The 17,738-nt window shown below is 69.4% G+C and carries 17 protein-coding genes; 6 read left to right on the top strand and 11 right to left on the bottom strand.

What is annotated here, in order from left to right:
• Window positions 1-10 precede the first annotated feature (10 nt).
• From AB0P25_RS01925 to AB0P25_RS01955, 7 genes are all read right to left on the bottom strand, one after another.
• Window positions 11-763 carry an SDR family oxidoreductase gene (locus tag AB0P25_RS01925; protein ID WP_363805084.1) on the bottom strand — a complete coding sequence of 251 codons (753 nt, stop codon included), beginning with the start codon at window positions 761-763 and terminating at the stop codon, window positions 11-13.
• Window positions 764-779: 16 nt separating this feature from the next.
• Window positions 780-1,550: an amino acid ABC transporter ATP-binding protein gene (locus AB0P25_RS01930; RefSeq protein WP_363805085.1), complete on the bottom strand. Its 771-nt coding sequence runs from the start codon at window positions 1,548-1,550 to the stop codon at window positions 780-782.
• Window positions 1,547-2,530, bottom strand: coding sequence for an amino acid ABC transporter permease (locus AB0P25_RS01935; RefSeq protein WP_064109552.1), 984 nt, complete (start codon window positions 2,528-2,530; stop codon window positions 1,547-1,549). The genes AB0P25_RS01930 and AB0P25_RS01935 overlap by 4 nt, the downstream gene beginning before the upstream one ends.
• Window positions 2,531-2,536: 6 nt before the next feature.
• On the bottom strand, window positions 2,537-3,436 hold the full coding sequence (locus AB0P25_RS01940) for an ABC transporter substrate-binding protein (protein WP_363805086.1): 900 nt from the start codon (window positions 3,434-3,436) through the stop codon (window positions 2,537-2,539).
• Between the two features lie 236 nt (window positions 3,437-3,672).
• Entirely contained in the window at window positions 3,673-4,551 is an 879-nt protein-coding gene (locus AB0P25_RS01945) for a sulfurtransferase (protein ID WP_363805087.1), read from the bottom strand.
• Between the two features lie 19 nt (window positions 4,552-4,570).
• Complete coding sequence (locus AB0P25_RS01950; protein ID WP_064109554.1) at window positions 4,571-5,560, bottom strand: ribonucleotide-diphosphate reductase subunit beta; 990 nt, start codon at window positions 5,558-5,560, stop codon at window positions 4,571-4,573.
• 101 nt (window positions 5,561-5,661) lie between these two features.
• The gene (locus AB0P25_RS01955) at window positions 5,662-8,145 is read right to left on the bottom strand and encodes a ribonucleoside-diphosphate reductase subunit alpha (RefSeq protein WP_363805088.1); all 2,484 of its coding nucleotides are present in this window, start codon (window positions 8,143-8,145) and stop codon (window positions 5,662-5,664) included.
• Window positions 8,146-8,352: 207 nt separating this feature from the next.
• Between AB0P25_RS01955 and AB0P25_RS01960 the strand changes: the two genes are divergently transcribed.
• Window positions 8,353-9,564, top strand: coding sequence for an MFS transporter (locus AB0P25_RS01960; protein ID WP_363805089.1), 1,212 nt, complete (start codon window positions 8,353-8,355; stop codon window positions 9,562-9,564).
• 133 nt (window positions 9,565-9,697) lie between these two features.
• Window positions 9,698-10,570, top strand: a complete 873-nt coding sequence (locus AB0P25_RS01965) for a hypothetical protein (protein ID WP_363805090.1) — start codon at window positions 9,698-9,700, stop codon at window positions 10,568-10,570.
• Window positions 10,571-10,649: 79 nt separating this feature from the next.
• On the opposite strand, the gene AB0P25_RS01970 is transcribed toward AB0P25_RS01965, so the two are convergent.
• The gene (locus AB0P25_RS01970; RefSeq protein WP_363805091.1) at window positions 10,650-11,630 is read right to left on the bottom strand and encodes an aldo/keto reductase; all 981 of its coding nucleotides are present in this window, start codon (window positions 11,628-11,630) and stop codon (window positions 10,650-10,652) included.
• 79 nt (window positions 11,631-11,709) lie between these two features.
• On the bottom strand, window positions 11,710-12,804 hold the full coding sequence (locus AB0P25_RS01975; protein WP_363805092.1) for an ABC transporter permease: 1,095 nt from the start codon (window positions 12,802-12,804) through the stop codon (window positions 11,710-11,712).
• A gap of 94 nt (window positions 12,805-12,898) precedes the next feature.
• Between AB0P25_RS01975 and AB0P25_RS01980 the strand changes: the two genes are divergently transcribed.
• A complete protein-coding gene (locus AB0P25_RS01980) occupies window positions 12,899-13,525 on the top strand; it encodes a TetR/AcrR family transcriptional regulator (protein ID WP_363805093.1) in 627 nt (208 codons plus the stop codon).
• A gap of 4 nt (window positions 13,526-13,529) precedes the next feature.
• On the opposite strand, the gene AB0P25_RS01985 is transcribed toward AB0P25_RS01980, so the two are convergent.
• Entirely contained in the window at window positions 13,530-14,102 is a 573-nt protein-coding gene (locus AB0P25_RS01985) for a TetR/AcrR family transcriptional regulator (protein ID WP_363805094.1), read from the bottom strand.
• A gap of 58 nt (window positions 14,103-14,160) precedes the next feature.
• Between AB0P25_RS01985 and AB0P25_RS01990 the strand changes: the two genes are divergently transcribed.
• The 3 genes from AB0P25_RS01990 (at window position 14,161) to AB0P25_RS02000 (ending at window position 17,293) form a co-directional block, all read left to right on the top strand.
• On the top strand, window positions 14,161-14,916 hold the full coding sequence (locus AB0P25_RS01990; protein ID WP_363805095.1) for an SDR family NAD(P)-dependent oxidoreductase: 756 nt from the start codon (window positions 14,161-14,163) through the stop codon (window positions 14,914-14,916).
• Window positions 14,917-15,000: 84 nt separating this feature from the next.
• Window positions 15,001-16,167 (top strand): acyl-CoA dehydrogenase family protein, encoded by a 1,167-nt coding sequence (locus AB0P25_RS01995; RefSeq protein ID WP_363805096.1) that lies wholly within the window; start codon window positions 15,001-15,003, stop codon window positions 16,165-16,167.
• Between the two features lie 13 nt (window positions 16,168-16,180).
• The gene (locus tag AB0P25_RS02000) at window positions 16,181-17,293 is read left to right on the top strand and encodes an aminopeptidase P family protein (RefSeq protein ID WP_363805097.1); all 1,113 of its coding nucleotides are present in this window, start codon (window positions 16,181-16,183) and stop codon (window positions 17,291-17,293) included.
• A gap of 18 nt (window positions 17,294-17,311) precedes the next feature.
• On the opposite strand, the gene AB0P25_RS02005 is transcribed toward AB0P25_RS02000, so the two are convergent.
• Window positions 17,312-17,728, bottom strand: coding sequence for a DUF3054 domain-containing protein (locus AB0P25_RS02005; RefSeq protein ID WP_363805098.1), 417 nt, complete (start codon window positions 17,726-17,728; stop codon window positions 17,312-17,314).
• Between the last annotated feature and the right edge of the window lie 10 nt (window positions 17,729-17,738).

Below are 17,738 nucleotides of genomic sequence, written 5' to 3' on the forward strand. Positions count from 1 at the left end.
CGCGCCTCGGTCAGACGCCGAGGTGGAAGCCGCCGTTGGAGTGGAGGAGCTGGCCGTTGATCCAGCCGCCGGACGGCGACAGGAGGAACGAGACCAGATCGGCGGTGTCGCGCGGGGTGCCGAGACGGCCGAGGGCGGTCTCGGCCACCAGGCCCTCGGCGAGCTCGGGCGTCATCCAGCCGGTATCGATGGGACCGGGATTGATGAGGTTCGCCGTGATGCCGAGGTGGGCGAGCTCCACAGCCGCCGCCGTGACGATGCGGTCGAGCGCGCCCTTGCTCGCGCCGTACGGGAGGTTGTAGGCGGTGTGGTCGCTCGTGAGCGCGATGATCCGGCCGGATCCCGCCGGTATGCCGTTCGCGGCATACTGCTCGGCGAACGCTGTGATGAGCAGCCAGGAGCCGCGTGTGTTGACCGCGAAGTGGCGGTCGAACGCCTCGATGCTCGTGTCGAGCAGGCCGCTGTCGACCGAGTACGCGTGACTGCCGACGAGCGCGTGGATGGGGCCGAGCGCGTCGTTCACGCGGGCCACGAGCTCCGCCGGCCCGTCGGCCGTGGACAGGTCGACGGTCAGGGCGAGAGCGCGACCCCCGGCAGCCTCCACCTCGGCGGCCAGCGCCTCAGGGAAGCCGGCGTCGGGAGCCAGATCGGCGAACGCCACATCCCAGCCGTCGGTCGCCAGCCGTCGCACGATCCCGGTGCCGATCGCGTTCGGCCGGCCGACGCCAGTGACCAGGACGAGGGGACGACGCTGTTCGGTCATCCCCCCATCCTGTCAGCTAGAGCACCTTCGACAGGAACGCCTGCGTCCGCTGGTGCTGCGGATTGCCGAGCACTTCGCGCGGATCGCCGGACTCGACGACCACGCCGTCGTCCATGAAGACCAGCTCGTCCGCGACCTCGCGGGCGAAGCCCATCTCGTGCGTCACGACGACCATCGTCATGCCGCTCGCGGCCAGGCCCTTCATGACATCCAGCACCTCGCCCACGAGCTCGGGGTCGAGGGCCGACGTCGGCTCGTCGAACAGCATGAGCTTCGGGTCCATCGCCAGTGCCCGCGCGATGGCGACGCGCTGCTGTTGGCCGCCCGACAGCTGCGAGGGGTAGTGGTCGCCCTTGTCGGCGAGGCCGACGCGCGTGAGCAGTTCGTTCGCGCGCTCGACCGCCTTGGCCTTCGAGATGCCCTTCACGCGGATGGGCGCCTCGATGACGTTCTCGAGGGCGGTCATGTGCGGGAACAGGTTGAACCGCTGGAACACCATGCCGATCTCGCGGCGCTGGCGGGCGGCCTCCTTCGGCTTCAGCTCGTACAGCTTGTCGCCGTGCTGGCGGTAGCCGACGACCTCGCCGTCGACCGAGAGCCGGCCGGCGTCGACGCGCTCCAGGTGGTTGATGCAGCGCAGGAAGGTGGACTTGCCCGAGCCCGACGGGCCGATGATGCACAGCACCTCGCCCGGGTTCACCTTCAGGTCGATGCTCTTGAGCACCTCGTTCGAGCCGAAGCTCTTCGAGACGCCCTCCGCGAGCACCATGGGGGTCGTGTCGGTCATCCCTTGCCTCCGAGGTCGTTTCCGTCGGGTGCGCCCGCAGCCGGAAGCGCGCCGGTCGCGAGGGCGGGTTCGTTCCGGTCGGGGCGCCGTGCGTTGACGCCGCGCGAGAACCGCTTCTCGAGGAAGTACTGCCCGATCATCAGCAGCGAGGTGAACAGCAGGTACCACAGCGACGCGACGATGAGTAGCGGGATGGGCGTGTACGTCACCGCCGAGATGTCGCGCGCGACGCCGTACAGGTCGGTGGTCAGCGGGATGGCCGCGACCAGCGAGGTCGTCTTCAGCATCGAGATGACCTCGTTGCCCGTCGGCGGGATGATGACGCGCATCGCCTGCGGGATGACGATGCGTCCCATCGTCTGGCCCCACGACATGCCGAGTGCGGTCGCCGCCTCCTCCTGGCCCTTGTCGACCGAGAGCAGGCCCGCGCGCACGATCTCCGCCATGTACGCCGCCTCGTTGAGGGCGAGGCCGATGATCGCGATGATGAACGCGTTCTGCATGAAGCCGAGGTTGATGTCGAACCCGATGTTCGTCCACGGCACGCCGAGGAAGATCTGCGGGTAGATCAGCGAGAACAGCCCCCAGAAGACGAGCTGCACGTAGACCGGGGTCCCGCGGAAGATCCACAGGTACACCCACGCGACCGACTTCACGACCGGGTTCGGCGACTGGCGCATCACCGCGAGGATGAGGCCGAGGATGACGCCGATGATCATCGAGAAGACGGTGAGTTCGAGGGTCACGAGCGCAGCAGCACTGATGCGCTTGTCGAAGACGTACTTGCCGACGTACTGCCAGCCGTACGCGGAGCGCTGGGATGCGTCGACGATGAACCAGACGACCAGCAGGATCAGGATGGCGGCGAAGACGATCCGCCACGGGTGCTTGAGCTTGATCGCCTTGATCGGCTCGGAGCGGGAGCCCGCCGGCGACGGGACGGATCCCGTCGCCGGCCGAGCGGTGTTGCTCTGGGACATGAAAGGTCAGCCCTTCGAGGCCGCGTTGAAGTCGGCCTTCTCGACGGCGCCGTCGGCGACGCCCCACTTGTCCAGGATCTTCTTGTAGGTGCCGTCGTCGATCAGGGCCTGGACCGCCTTCTGCAGCACGGGGCCGAGCTTCGAGTCCTTCTGGACCGGGAGGCCGTACGGCGCCTCGTCGAAGGTCTTGCCGGCCTCCTGGAGCTTGCCGTCCGACTTCGAGATCGCGTACAGGGTGACGGGCGAGTCGGCGCTGAGGGCGTCGGCCTTGCCGAGGATGACCGCGTTCGTCGCGTCGTCCTGGGTGTCGTAGCGGAGGGCCTGGATGGCGGGCTTGCCCTCATCCGTGCACTTCTTCGACTTGGCGGGCACCTCGTCGGTGTCCTCGTAGGTGGTCGACTGGACGGCGACTTTCAGGCCGCAGGCGTTGTCCGGGTCGACGGTCTTGCCCTTGGCCGAAGCCCAGAGGATGCCGGCCGAGTAGTAGTTGACGAAGTCGACCTGCTGCTCGCGCTCGGTGGTGTCGGTGAACGACGACATGCCGTAGTCGTCCTTGCCACCCGCGATGCTCGGGATGATGTTGTCGAACTTCGCGATGGCGAAGTCCGTCTTGACGCCCAGCTTGGCGCCGATCGCGTTGGCGAGGTCGACCTCCCAGCCGACGGGCTGGCCGTTGTCGTCCTTGAACTCGTTCGGCGGGTACGTGTTGTCCATGCCGACGACGAGCTTGCCCGCGTCCTTGATCTTCTGGGGCAGCTGAGCGGCGAGGGTGTCGTCCTTCTTCACGTCCGCCGCAGCGCTCGACGTTGAGCTGGAGGACGGGGTGGAGTTGTCGACGCAACCGGTGAGCGCGAGGGCTGCAACGGCGGCGACGGCGGCGATGGGGGCCGCGGATCGGATGCGCATGTTGTCGTTGTCCTTCTTCCTGGTGCAGGAATGTGTCGATGCGTATTGCACGGGTAAGGGGAGGATACCCCAGCGGCAAGGCCGCCCCTCAACACTAATTCGCGCAGGGAACAGCGTTTTTCACGGACGTTTCCATCAGGTTTCGGGCTCATCGAGCGCGAAATCCGCGTTTCAGCGGCGGTTGTGCGATAGATCGCCGTTGTCGCGCCGGGATTCCGGCGCCGGGTCTCGATCGGCTATCGGTTCTCGAGCGCGACGGGTCGGGCCGGGTCGTTCGACCAGGCCGAGTACGAGCCGGCGTAGAGCGACGGCATCGGGAAGCCCGCGACCACGAGCGCCAGAGCTTCGTGGGCGGCGGTGACGCCGGAACCGCAGTAGACGCCGACCGGTGCGTCAGCGGTGACGCCGAGCGCGGCGAACCGGGTGGCCAGCTCGTCGGGCGGCAGCATCCGGCCGTCGGCGCCGAGGTTGTCGGTGGTCGGCGCGCTCGCCGCGCCGGGGATGTGGCCGGGGCGCGGGTCGACGGGCTCGACCTCGCCGCGGTACCGCTCGGCGGCGCGGGCGTCGAGGAGGATTCCGTCGGCCGCGAGCGCCGCGGCGCCGTCGGCGTCGACGGTCGGAAGCTCGCCGAATCGCACGGTGATGTGGCCGGGGGCGGTCAGCACCGGGCCGGTCTCCACGGCGAAACCAGCGGCGCGCCACGCGGCGAGGCCACCGTCGAGGAGGCGGACGTCGCGGACGCCCGCGTGCCGCAGCAACCACCACGCGCGGGCCGCGGAGGTGCCGGAGACGTCGTCGTAGACCACGACGGAGTCGCCGTCGTTGAGGCCCCACCGGCGGGCCGCCTCCTGGAACGCGGACTCCTCCGGCAGCGGATGCCGCCCGTCCGTCGGCGCGCCGTGTCCAGCGAGCTCGGTGTCGAGGTCGACGTACACGGCGCCCGGGATGTGCCCGGCGGCGTACTCCTCGTCGCCGGGCGGGCCGCCGAGCTTCCAGCGCACGTCGAGGACGCGCCACGTCGAGCGCCGCCGGCCGGCGCCGCTCCACAGGGACTCGGCCCCGAGAGCGACATCCAGCGCGGCGGCGCTGATCAGTGGAGAGGACTCCGTGGTCATGTCGTCGACAGCGTCCGCGTCAGCGTCCGCTGGACGCCTTCGCGTTCGACTCGTAGGAGGTGTTCGTGGACTCGAAGAAGTTGACGAGCTCCAGCGTGTCGTTGGCGGTCGCCATCCACTTGGCCGGGTTGGAGACCTTGTACTCGGCCTCGAAGCCCAGCTCCTCCAGGCGACGGTCGGCCAGGTAGCGGACGTACTGGTTGATGTAGTTGGCGTTGAGGCCCAGGATGCCGCCCGGCAGGAGGTCGCGGTTGTACTGCTCCTCCATCTCGACGGCGTCGAGGATCATCTGGCGGATCTCGGCGGCGAACTCCGGCGTCTGCAGGTCGGGGTTCTCCTCCAGGACCGTGAGGATGAGGTTGATGCCGAACTTGAGGTGCAGCGACTCGTCGCGCACCACCCAGTCGATCAGCGAGCCGAAGTTGCGCAGCAGGTTCCGCTGGCGGAAGGACAGCGCCACCATGAAGCCCGAGTAGAACCAGATCCCCTCGAGGATGACGTTGTACGCCACCAGGTTGCGGATGAAGTCCTGCTTGCCCTCGGTCGTCGAGATGTCGAGCGTCTGCTCGGTCATCCGCTTGATGAAGCTGACCTCGAACTCCTCCTTCTTCGCCATCGACGGCACGTCGACGTGGGAGTTGTACGCCTGCTCGCGGTCGATCGGGAACGTCTCGAGGACGTACTCGAACGACATGCAGTGGTTGGCCTCCTCCCACATCTGCTTGGCGAGGTAGAGGTGCGCCTCGGCCGCATTGATGTAGGGATAGACGCCGAACGCCAGCGCCTTGTTGACCAGCAGCTCGTTCGGGTTGAAGTAGCTCATCAGGAAGGTGACCGCGTGGCGCTCCTCGTCGGTCATCCGCTTGAAGTCGGCGATGTCCTCACCGAGCTGGATCTCGTTCGGGAACCAGGTGTTCGCCACGGCCTGGTCGTACAGGTCCATCGCCCACTGGTACTTGACCGGCTTCAGCAGCAGGCCTTCTTCGATTCCGGTGCCCAGAATCCCCATGGTCTCGTTCTCCTCTTTACTTCTGGGTTACTGGCAGGACTCGCACTGCAGGTCGTCCATCGGGTCGACCGGCACGTAGTACTCCTCGATCTTGGTGCTGTTCACTTGTTGTCACCCCCGGTCAGACCTCCGAAGCCGAAGCCACGACGAGCGGGAGCGGCGGCCGGAGCCGTCTCGGTGACGGCGGGAGCCGCGGCCGGGGCCGGCGCACCGGCGCCGACGGACGCGAAGCCCTTGCGGCCGCCCGAGATCTCCTCGGCCTTGTTGACCTTGACCGTCGACTGCTCGGCCTGGTGACGCGGCTTCATGTGGAGGTAGTACGTCGTCTTGACGCCCTTCTCCCAGGCCGCGTAGTAGATGTCCATCATGTCGCCGAGGTCGCGGGTCTCGAGGTACATGTTGCGGCTGATCGCCTGGTCGATCCACTTCTGCGCACGGGCCGCGACCTCGATGAAGGCGTACGGCGAGAGCTGGAAGCTCGTCTTGAAGGTCGCCTTGATGTCGTCCGGGATCTCGGCGATGTTCTGGATGTCGCCCTGCGACCGCAGGATCGCCTCGCGGACGTCCTGCCAGATGCCGCGCTCCTGCAGCGTCTCGACCAGGTTGCGGTTGACCTCGAGGAACTTGCCCGACGAGGTCGACCGGCTGAAGATCTGCGAGAACTGCGGGTCGAAGCCCGGCGTGGTGCCGGCGACGAGGCCGATGGACGCGGTCGGCGCGATGGCCATGAGCGTCGCGTTGCGCATACCGCCCTTGACCTTCTCGCGCAGGCGGTCCCAGTCGAGGCGGATGGTGCGGTCGACCGTGATCGGCACGCCGCGGTCGGCCTCGGTGAGCGCGATCGAGTCGTAGGGCACGAGGCCCTTCGACCAGCGCGAGCCCTCGAAGTTCGGGTACGCGCCGCGCTCCTGCGCCAGGTCGGCGCTCTCGTCGATGGCCGCGTACGAGACGTGCTCCATGATCTCGTCGATCAGGGCGTACGCCTCCTCGCTCTCGTAGCTGAGGCCGAGCTTCTCGACGACGTCGGTGAAGCCCATGACGCCCAGGCCGATGGCGCGGTTCTGCTGGTTGGAGTAGTCGGCCTCCGGCACACTCGACACCGTGATGTCGATGAGGTTGTCGAGCTGGCGGACCGCCTGGCGGGCGCTCGCCTCGATGCGCTCCCAGTCCATCTTGCCGTCGATCAGGTGGCGGGTCAGGTTGATGGAGGCCAGGTTGCAGACGGAGACGTTGTCGCGGTCCTGCGGCAGCGTGATCTCGGTGCAGAGGTTGGAGAGGTGGATCGTGCCCGTGTTGTTGTTGAGCGCACGGTTGTTGATCGTGTCCTTCCAGGTCAGCCACGGGTGGCTGGTGGTCTGGAGGCTCATCAGGATGTCCTTGAACTGCGCGCGGGCGCTGATCTTCTTGAACATCTTGAGGTTGCCGGCCTCGGCCTCGGCGACGTAGTGGGCGTAGCGCTCCGAGAACGCCTTGCCGTACAGCTCGTTGAGGTCGGCGACCTCCAGCGGGTCGAAGAGGTACCAGTCCTCGTCGTTCTGGACGCGCTTCATGAACTCGTCGCTGATCCACACCGCGGTGTTCGCCGTACGGGTGCGGCGGTACGGGTCGCCCGAGTTCTGGCGCAGGTCCAGGAACTCCGGGAAGTCCATGTGCCAGTTCTCCATGTAGAAGCAGAGGGCGCCGAACTTCTTGCCGCCGCGGCTGACCGCGCGCAGCACCGAGTCGATCGTGTGCATGAACGGGATCGGGCCGGTCGACGTGGTGTTGTTCGAGCGGATGGGCGAGCCCTGGGCGCGCAGCTTGGTGACCGAGAGGCCGATGCCGCCGGTGCCCTTGGTGAGCCACATGACGTCGCGCACGCTCTTCGCGATGTGCTCGATGTCGTCCTGCATCTCCATGACGAAGCAGTTGGAGAGCTGCGGGTACGCGGTGCCCGCGTTGACCAGGGTGGAGCCGGCGGCCAGGTACTCGAGCTTCGACATCTTCTCGTAGAAGGCGATGGCGTGGCTGGTCGGGTCGGCCTCGTTGAGCGAGAGCCCCATCGCGATGCGCATCCAGAAGAACTGCGGCACCTCGAGGGAGTCGCCGTTGCGCGCCTTGATGCCGTAGCGGTTGTTCAGGGTGACGACGCCGATGTACTTCAGCAGCTCGTCGCGCGACGGGTCGAGGTAGCCGGCGAGGCGGTCGAGGTCGAACGCGGTGGTGAAGCGGCCGTCGAGCAGCGTCTCGGCGACGCCGCGCTCGATGTACCCGCGGAAGCGCTCGGCGTGGAGCTGAACGAGCTCGTCGTTGCCCTCGTAGTCGCCGAGGACGCGCTTGTAGATCGTCTTGAGGAGGAGGCGCGCGGCGACGGTGTCGAACGCCGGGTCGTCCTTGACGTTCTGGAGGGCGACCTGGATGACCGCCTCGTCGAGCTGCTGCGTCGTGATGCCATCGAACAGCGTGAGCTCGAGCTCGCTCGCGATCTGCGTCACCCACGTGATGTTCTCGTCCAGACCCTGGGCCGCGTTCTCGATGGCCAGGTTGATCTTGTTGGCGTCGTACGGCTCGCGCTCGCCGTTGCGCTTCACGACTGTGATAGCCACTGCATCTCCCTCTTCGCTCTGCCGCATCACCCAGCGGCTCGACCACTATATAGCGGGGGTCCGACATTTCCATCCCCCCACATCTAGTGGGCGTGTCGTCCACAGGTGGGGACAACTTATGCACAGTTTCCACACCCCGCGAAGGGGGCACGCCGCCGCTGTGGGAACCCCTGGACGCGCCTTTCCGGACCGATAGTGTTGACCGTTGTGAGCAGCTATTCCAGCCTTCTGAAGACGCCGGGCGTCGCCCGCATCATCGCGGCTCAGCTCACCGCGCGCTTCCCGTTCGGCATGCTGTCGCTGGCATTCCTGCTCCACATCGAGCACGTCCACGACTCCTACGGCGCGGCGGGTCTCGTCCTCGGCGCGATGAGCATCGGGCAGGCGATCGCCGGCCCGATGACGAGCCGGCTGATGGGCGTCCTCGGGATGCGCGTCGTGCTCTGGACGACCCTCCTCCTCTGTTCCGCGGCCGTCGCCGCGATCGGCCTGTTCGTCATGCCGATCCCGCTGACCATGGCGGTCGCGTTCTTCGCCGGTCTCTGCATGCCGCCCATCCAGCCCGCGGTCCGCACGATCTACCCGAAGATGGTCAACTCGCGGCAGCTCACCCCGCTGTTCTCGCTCGACGCGTCCGCGCAGGAGATCATCTGGATCGCCGGCCCCGTCGCGATCACCTTCGTCTCGACCCAGATCGGCACGGTCGAGGGCATCCTGATGTCGGTCGCCATCATGCTCGCGGGCGGGTTCTGGTTCATCGCCTCGCCCGAGGTGGGGCGGGTGCGCATCCCGCGCAGCAAGCGGCGGTTCGGGACGGTGCTGGCGCGTCCTCCCGTGCTGCTCGCGACGGTCGTCGGCTTCCTGCTCATCGGCTCGTGCTCGGCCGTCGAGGCGGGCGTCGTCGCCACCTTCGGCGAGGGGTCGCCGCTCGCCGGCATCGTGCTCGCGATCTGGTCGCTCGGCTCGCTGGTCGGCGGCCTCGCCTTCGGGCACGTGCCGATCGGTCCGTGGGCGACTGCGCGCCGCATGCTGATCGTCTTCGTCGGCATCGTCCTCTCGACCTTCATGCTCTGGTCGTGGTGGGGCCTCTCGATCACGCTGCTCATCGCCGGACTCGGCATCGCCCCCGCCCTCGCGGTGCTGTTCGCGATCGTGTCCGCGAGCGTCAAGTTCTCCGACACCGCCGAGGCCTACGGCTGGGTCGGCACCGGCCAGCTCATCGGCGCCGCCCTCGGCTCCGCCCTCGCCGGCTTCCTCATCGACGGCACCGGCCCCGTCGGCGCGTTCTGGGTCGCCGGCGCGTTCGCGCTGGTCGGCTTCGTCGTCCCGGCGCTCGCCCACCGCATCCACCCCGACCTGCGCGGCCGCGACGCCTCCCCCATCCCCGACACCGAGCCCGTCCCCGTCCAGCCCTCCTAACCCCCTCCCCTCCCGCGCCGAAGTGCAGCTAGTTGTGCACTTCAGCGGCGTGTCGACCGCAACTAGCTGCCCTTCGCGGGGGCGCCTGTGGATAAGTCGGGGCGCGTCAGCGCGGGAGTGGCAGGGTGCGTGGATGGAATCCTCCCACCTCGACCGACGACCGTTCCGCGTGGAGTCGGCCCTCGCCGCCGGAGTGAGCGCACACCGGCTGCGATCAGGCGACCTCACCCGCCCCATCCGCGGGATCCGGCTGGTCGGGTCCCACGTCGGGCTGGCCGACCGCCTGCGCGCGTACGCCCTTCACCGACGCGTCGACTTCGCGTTCAGCCACACCACCGCTGCGATCCTCTACGGCGCGCCCCTGCCGCAGGAGCTTCCAGCCGACATCCACGTCAGCGTTCCCGATCCATGCAGGGCACCTCAGATCGAGGGCTTCGTCGGCCACAAGCTATCGCGGTGGGAGGTGCGAACCGTCGACGGCTTCCCGGTCACGACCCCCGAGCAGACGTGGTTGGACCTCGCCGGGATACTCGGCACCTCGGCGCTCGTCATCGCAGGCGACTTCCTGGTGGGCGGCGCCCATCCGCTCTCCGATCGGGCGAGGCTCGCCGCGGCCATCTCCAGGTCTGCGGGACGGCGTGGAGTCGGTCGCGCGCGTGTGGCGCTCGAGCACGTGCGGAGGGGTTCGGAGTCGCCGGGCGAGACACGCCTGCGCATGCTGCTCGCTGCTTACGAATTCCCCGAGCCGCGGCTGAACCACACCATCCTCGACACCCACGGCGGCTTCGTCGCGCGCGTCGACTTCGCTTACGTCGAGGCTCGCGTCGCCCTCGAATACGAGGGCGACGTACACCGCGTCGATCGAGAGGTGTGGCAGCGGGACATCCGGCGCCGTGAACGGGTCGAGGACCTGGGCTGGCGGATGGTCCGCGTCACTGCATCGGGCATCCGGGCGCCCGACGAGCTCGTCGCCCGCCTCCGCCACCTGCTCCGCATCCGCCGATGACTGCCGAGGGGGAGGTAGTTGCGGTCGCCACGCCGCGAAAGTGCGCAAGGAGCTGCACTTCGGCGATTGTGGCCGGGGGCTACCAGCGGGGGTGGATGGCGGCGCGGAAGTGGGTGTCGTAGATGCGGTGGACGGCGGGGTCGAAGTCGGCGGGGAGGGATACCGACCCCGCGGCCGCGTTCGCGCGCGCCTGCTCCGGCGAGCGCGCGCCGGGGATGACGGTGGTGACGCCGTCCTGCGCGACGATCCACGCGATCGCCGCCTGCGCCGGCGTGACGCCCTCCGGGGCGAGGGCCGCGAACTCGCGCGCCGCCTGCACGCCCTCCTCGTAGTCCACGCCCGAGAAGGTCTCCCCCACGTCGAACGCCGAGCCGTCCCGGTTGTAGTTCCGGTGGTCGTCCGCCGAGAACGTCGTCTGCTCGGTGTACCGGCCGCTCAGCAGCCCCGAGGCGAGCGGCACGCGGGCGATGATCCCGACCCCGGCCTCGCGGGCGGCGGGCAGCACGCGGTCGAGCGGCTTGAGGCGGAACGCGTTCAGGATGATCTGCACCGTCGCCGTGCCGGGGTGCGCGATGGCGGCGAGCGCCTCGTCCACGGTCTCGACACTGACGCCGTAGTTCTCGATCGCGCCGTCCTCGACCAGCCTGTCGAGCGCATCGTAGACGGCCTCCGTCGAGAACACGGGAGTCGGCGGGCAGTGCAGCTGCACGATGTCGAGCCGGTCGACGCCGAGGTTGCGGCGGGAGCGGTCCGTCCATTCGCGGAACTTCGCGAGCGTGAAGTTGGCCGGGTCCTGCGCCTCCCGGCGTCCCATCTTGGTCGCGACCGTCAGCGGCAGCTCGGGATGCTCGGTGACGAACCGCCCGATGATCTGCTCGCTGCGCCCATCCCCGTAGACGTCCGCCGTGTCGAAGAAGGTGACCCCCGACTCCGCGGCCGCCTCGAGCACGGCGAGGGCGTCGTCTTCGGAGACGTCGCCCCAGTCCGCTCCGAGCTGCCAGGTGCCGAGTCCGACGACCGACACCTCCCGTCCGGTCCCACCGAGGATGCGCTGTTCCATACCGCCAGCGTAGGCGCTGCGCGGAGACCGCAGTACCGGCGGGCCCGCGGCCCGCCGGTCCGTCGTCGGCCGGCGCACATCAGGCGGCGGCCTCGGTCACCTCCTGGTTGCGGAAGTGGCCGGCGAGCATCGCCGCGACGCCCGCGGCGGCCCAGCCCGAGAGCACCAGCCAGGGGAAGGTCGCGTCCGCGTCCGGGAAGTAGGAGAGATCCCGCAGCAGGGTGACCGACGCGCCCGGCACGAACCACTGCCCGATCTCGCCCCACGGACCCACGAGGAACTGCAGCGGCTGGGCCGCGGACGACAGCGGGTTGCCGACGAGCACGGTCAGCACCGCGCCGACGGCGATGCCGACGCGGCCGAGCAGCGCATTCATCCCGACGATGAAGGATGCCGTCGCGAACATCGACAGGGAGACCGCGAGCGCGTTCACCCAGAAGCCGCCCTGGAGGATGCCGAACCAGCCCTGCAGGATCCCGGTCACGGCGAGCCCGACGGTGACGGCGTACACCGCGACGGCGGTCAGCCGCCGCCAGCTCCCGGCGACGAGCAGGGAGATGAGCACGCCGCCGAGCATCCCGCCGAGGACCAGCGGGAACGCGGACGCGGTCAGTCCGAGACCGCGCGAATCGGTGGACGCGAGCGGGACGACGTCCGTCACCTTCACGGTGATGGTGGACGCCTGTGTGCCGGCGGGCGCTCGTCCCGCAGCGATGGCCTGCTGTACGGCCGCGTCCGCCTGCTGCTGCGCCGACGCCTGGATGCGCGTCGCCACCTGGCCGAGGATCTGGCTGACGGCGGCGCCGTTCGCCGAGGCGGTCAGCACCTCCGGCTGGTCGCCGAGCACGATGGCCCCGTAGACGTCGCGGGCGCGGATGAGGTCGACCGCCTCCTGCCGGGTCGCGACCGTCGTCGGGTCGAAGGCGCCGTCCGCAGCGGTGTCGAGCTGCTTCTCGACCGCGGAGACGGCGGTGCTGTCCCCGGCGATGGCGATCGGCAGGTCCTTCACCGAGGAGGTGATCGTCGGCCAGAGGAACGCGAGCAGAACGACGACCACCACGGCGGCCGCGCCGATCGCGAGGAGCACCGAGCGCAGCCACGGCGTGTGCGGCGGCTGTGTCGGGGTGGCCGCGGACAGGGCGTCCTGCGGCGGGCGGGTCAGTGTTGCGCTCATGATGTCCTCCGAAAACGAATGCTCGTTCTTTATAGTGAGGCGCCCATCCGGTATTGTCAAGAACGTTCATTCTTTTTGAACGCGAGGAGGCCGCATGCCCAAGGTCACGGAGGAGCACCGCGCGGCCCGTCGTCGGCAGATCGCCGAGGCGGCGCTGCGCTGCTTCGCGCGCTCCGGCTTCCAGCAGACGTCGATGGCGGACATCATCGCCGAGTCCGGACTGTCCGCCGGCGCGATCTACGGGCACTACAAGAGCAAGGAGGAGCTGGTCGAGCTCGCGGTCACCGAAGTGCTCGACGCCCGCTTCCTCGACCTCGCCCAGGCGCGCACCCGCGACCCCCAGCCCTCCCCCGCCGAACTCGTGGCCCTCCTGGTGCACGGCCTCCGCGACCAGATCGGCGACCTCCAGCTCCTCCTCCAGGTGTGGGGCCAGGTGCCCATCAATCCCGCCCTCTCCCGCCTCACCACGAGCATCGGCGGGCGCATCCGGACGATGTTCGCCGACTACCTCACCGAGTGGTACCACCGGCATCGCGGGATGGACGAGGCGGCCGCCCGGGCCGCGGGCGACGCCGACGCATCCCTCTACGTCGGGCTCGTGCAGGGCTACGTCGTGCAGACCGTGTTGTTCGCCGACTTCGACGGCGACGCGTACCTCGCGGCCGTGGCGCGGATGGAGCCCCGCGCCGGCGAGGCGCGGGCCGCGGCGCGGCCGGCCTGAGGACTCAGGCGCCCGGCCACCACGCCGGGGTGAGCCGGCCGACCAGCGCGAGGAACGCGTCCACATCCCGCGGCCGCGGTCGCGTCAGCCAGACGTCGATGGCGCCGATGGTCCCGTCCGCGAGCCAGCGGGCGATGGCGCGCCGGTCCGTGTCGTCCTCGGCGGGCACGACGAGGGAGTGCTGCTCCAGGAGCAGATCGACCGACCCCTGGAAGTGCTCGCTGAGCATCGCGTGGAGGCTGGCCGAACCGCTCTCCGCACCGAGCCCGCGCCGGTAGATCGCGTCGTGGCGGTCGACGTGACTCAGCACCGCGCGCGTCACCCCGATGACCGCGCCCGCCGCGTCCGACGGCTCGACGTCGACGAGGTACTGGGCGCGCAGCTCATCCAGCTCGGACCGGAGGACGCGTTGCAGCAGATCGGCCGGCGATGTCGCGTACTCGTACACGGTCGACCGGTGCACGTCGGCGGCAGCGGCGAGCGCCGAGACCGTGACGTCGCCCACCGGTCCTCGGGTGGCCAGGTCGAGCACCGCCTCGCGGAGGCGGGCGTAGGTCTTCTGCTGGCGGGCGTCCACCGGACGATCGTACAATGGAGTTATCCGACATGTGTCGGATAACGAAAGGAGATTTCCCATGGCTCAGTACGACGTCGCCGGACGGTCCGCGATCGTGACCGGAGGCGGCTCGGGCATCGGGCGCGCCATCGCCCTGACCCTCGCGGCGAGCGGGGCGGCCGTTCTCGTCACCGACCTGAACGAGGAGCACGCCACAGCTGTCGTGGCCGAGATCCAGGCCGCCGGCGGCACCGCGCGGGCGCTCGCCGGTGATGTGACCGACCCGGCCTTCGCCGACGCCAGCGTCGCGGCCGCCAATGAGCTGGCCCCACTGCGCATCGCCGTCAACAACGCCGGCATCGGCGGAGCGGCGGCTCCCGTCGGCGACTACCCGCTCGACTCGTGGCGCAAGGTCATCGAGGTCAACCTCAATGCCGTCTTCTACGGGATGCAGGCCCAGCTCGACGCGATCGGCGCGAACGGCGGCGGCGCGATCGTCAACATGGCGTCCATCCTCGGCAGCGTCGGCTTCGCCAACTCGTCCGCATACGTCACCGCCAAGCACGCCCTGCTCGGCCTGACGCAGAATGCGGCGCTGGAGTACGCGGGCAAGAACGTCCGTGTTGTCGCCGTGGGGCCGGGCTTCATCCGCACCCCGCTCGTGGCGTCGAACCTGGATGCGGACGCGCTCGCGTTCCTCGAGGGCAAGCACGCCCTCGGCCGCCTGGGCGAGCCGGAGGAGGTCGCCTCTCTTGTCGCCTTCCTCGCCTCCGATGCCGCCAGCTTCATCACCGGCAGCTACCACCTGGTCGACGGCGGCTACACCGCCCAGTGATCCACAGGGTCCCGTTCTGTGCCGTTCTCCACAGATTCCGGGACCTCTGCCGCGCCCGGTCACGCTCGCTCTAGTGTGAGGAGCGTGACCGAGCACGACACCACCGACCCCCTGTCCGACGAGCTGCTGGAGCGCATCCGCGGCCGCGCCGACGCCTACGACCGAGAGAACCGCTTCTTCACCGAAGACTTCGCCGAGCTCTCCGATGCGGGATACCTGCGCGCGCTCGTACCGACGGAGTTCGGCGGGCTCGGGATGAGCCTGGAGCAGACGGCGCGCCTGCAGGTGCGGCTCGCCGGCGCAGCCCCGGCCACCGCATTGGCCGTCAACATGCACCTGGTGTGGACGGGCATCGCCAAGACACTCCGCGACCGCGGAGACGACTCGCTGGAGTTCGTGCTGCGCGAGGCGGGCGCCGGAGAGGTTTTCGCGTTCGGGCTGAGCGAGGCAGGCAACGACCTCGTGCTGTTCGGATCCACGACGGAGGCACGGCCCCGGCCCGACGGCTCGTACACGTTCCACGGGCGCAAGATCTTCACCTCCCTGTCCCCGGCCTGGACGCGACTCGGCACGATGGGTCTCGATACGACGAGCGCCGACGCACCGAAGGTCGTCTACGGGTTCGTGGACCGCACCGGCGGCGGGTTCGAGATCCGCGAGGACTGGGACACCCTCGGGATGCGGGCCACGCAAAGCAATACGACCGTGCTCGACGGCGCCCGGTCCCCCGCCGACAGGATCGTCCGGAGGCTGGACCCGGGCCCCAACCCCGATCCGCTGGTATTCGCGATCTTCGCGAACTTCGAGATCCTGCTGGCCTCGGTCTACACGGGCATCGGCGCGCGGGCGCTCGACCTGGCGGTCGCGGCGGCCCACCGGCGGACGAGTCTCAAGAACGACGGGCGCAGCTACGCGAACGATCCCGACATCCGCTGGCGCGTGGCCGAGGCCGCGATCGAGCAGGATGCGCTCCTCCCCCAGCTGGATGCGCTCGCCCGCGACGTCGACACGCTCGCGGATCACGGCCGGCTGTGGTTCCCGAAGCTCGTCGGGCTGAAGATCCGCGCGACCGAGACCGCGCGGCACGTGGTCGACCAGGCGATCCGGGTGTCGGGCGGCTCCACGTTCTTCTCCGGGAACGAGCTCGGCCGGCTGTACCGCGACGTGCTGGCCGGGATCTTCCATCCGTCTGACGCGGAGTCGGCGCACAACACCGTCGCGACGGCCTGGCTCGGGCCGGTCGACGAGTAGAGCGGGAGAAGACATGCAGCAGATCACGGCGAAGCACTTCGCGGAGCGACTGGAGCGGGGCGCGCGGCAGGCGGCCCGCGCCGGTTTCGACGGGCTGATCGTGGCCCCCGGGCCCGACCTTGCGTACTTCGCCGACTACCTTCCGGTCGCGACGACCGAGCGCATCACGCTGCTGGTGATCCCCGCCGAGGGCGAGCCGTCGATGCTGGTCCCCGCGCTCGAGCACGGCGGTGCCGCACAGACCCGGGCCGCGGGGGCGTTGCGGCTGATCGACTGGGCGGACGGCGAGGACGAGTACGTCCCCGCCGCCGGGCTGCTGCGATCGGACGGCCGCTACGCCATCTCCGACGCCACCTGGGCGATGCACCTGCTCGGCCTGCAGCAGAAGCTGCCCGGAGCCCGCTTCGAGGCGATCTCGCACGCGCTGCCGCTGCTCCGAGCCGTCAAGACGGCCGACGAGGTCGATCGGCTCGCAGCAGCGGGCGCCGCCGCCGACGCGACGTTCGAGGACATCCTGCAGGTGCCGTTCGCGGGTCGCACCGAGGTTCAGGTCGCCGCCGACCTCGACCGGCTGCTCCGCGAGCACGGGCACTCGCAGGTCGACTTCACGATCGTGGCCTCTGGCCCCAACGGCGCCGACCCGCATCACGAGCCGGGCGAACGGCTGATCGCCGAGGGCGACATGGTGGTGCTCGACTTCGGCGGCCTGCAAGACGGTTACGGCTCCGACACGACGCGCTCGGTGCACGTCGGCGAACCCACCGACGAGGAGCACGAGGTCTTCGAGGTCGTCCGCCACGCGCAGCAGGCCGCCTTCGAGGCGGTCGCCGTCGGCGTCCCGTGCCAGGAGGTCGACCGGGCCGCGCGAGCCGTCATCCGGGACGCCGGGTACGGCGAGTTCTTCATCCACCGGGTCGGGCATGGCATCGGCGTCACCACGCACGAGCCGCCCTACATGGTGGAGGGAGAGGAGCAGCCGATCGAGGCCGGGATGTGCTTCTCGATCGAGCCCGGCATCTATCTGCCCGGGCGATTCGGGGTGCGGATCGAGGACATCGTGGTCGCGGCGGAGGACGGCGCGCACCGGCTGAACAACTCCAGCCGCGAACTGCACATCGTGGGGTGAGGTCGGTCCGGGCTTGCGCTACGCGCGCAGCTGGGCCTGCTGCGCCCGGCGGTCCTCGCGGGCCAGCCGGGAGCGGCGGCGCGCGAAGGGCAGGGCCACGAGACGCCAGCCGACGAGGAACACCCCGAGCACGACGGCGGCCACCGCGATGAACGACGGCTGCACGCCCTGGCCCGCCGAGGTGCGGATCAGCATCCCCACCGCGACCGTCATCAGCCAGATCGGGACGCCCGGCCAGACGATCGCCAGCGGTCGGCGCCACGCCCAGGTGACCAGCCAACCGGCGAGCAGACCGACCAGGAACGGCCAGAGCGTGTCGAGGATGCCGGCTGCAGAGTTCGCCTCGCCGTGGCTGCGACGTCCGATCAGGACGAAGAGGGTCACGAGGGCCGCGTCGATGACGAATGCGACGAGCGCGGTCCTCCAGGGCTTCACCCCCTCAGAG

Origin of the sequence: Leifsonia sp. NPDC077715, from assembly GCF_040686855.1 — a bacterium.
GTDB lineage: Bacteria > Actinomycetota > Actinomycetes > Actinomycetales > Microbacteriaceae > Leifsonia.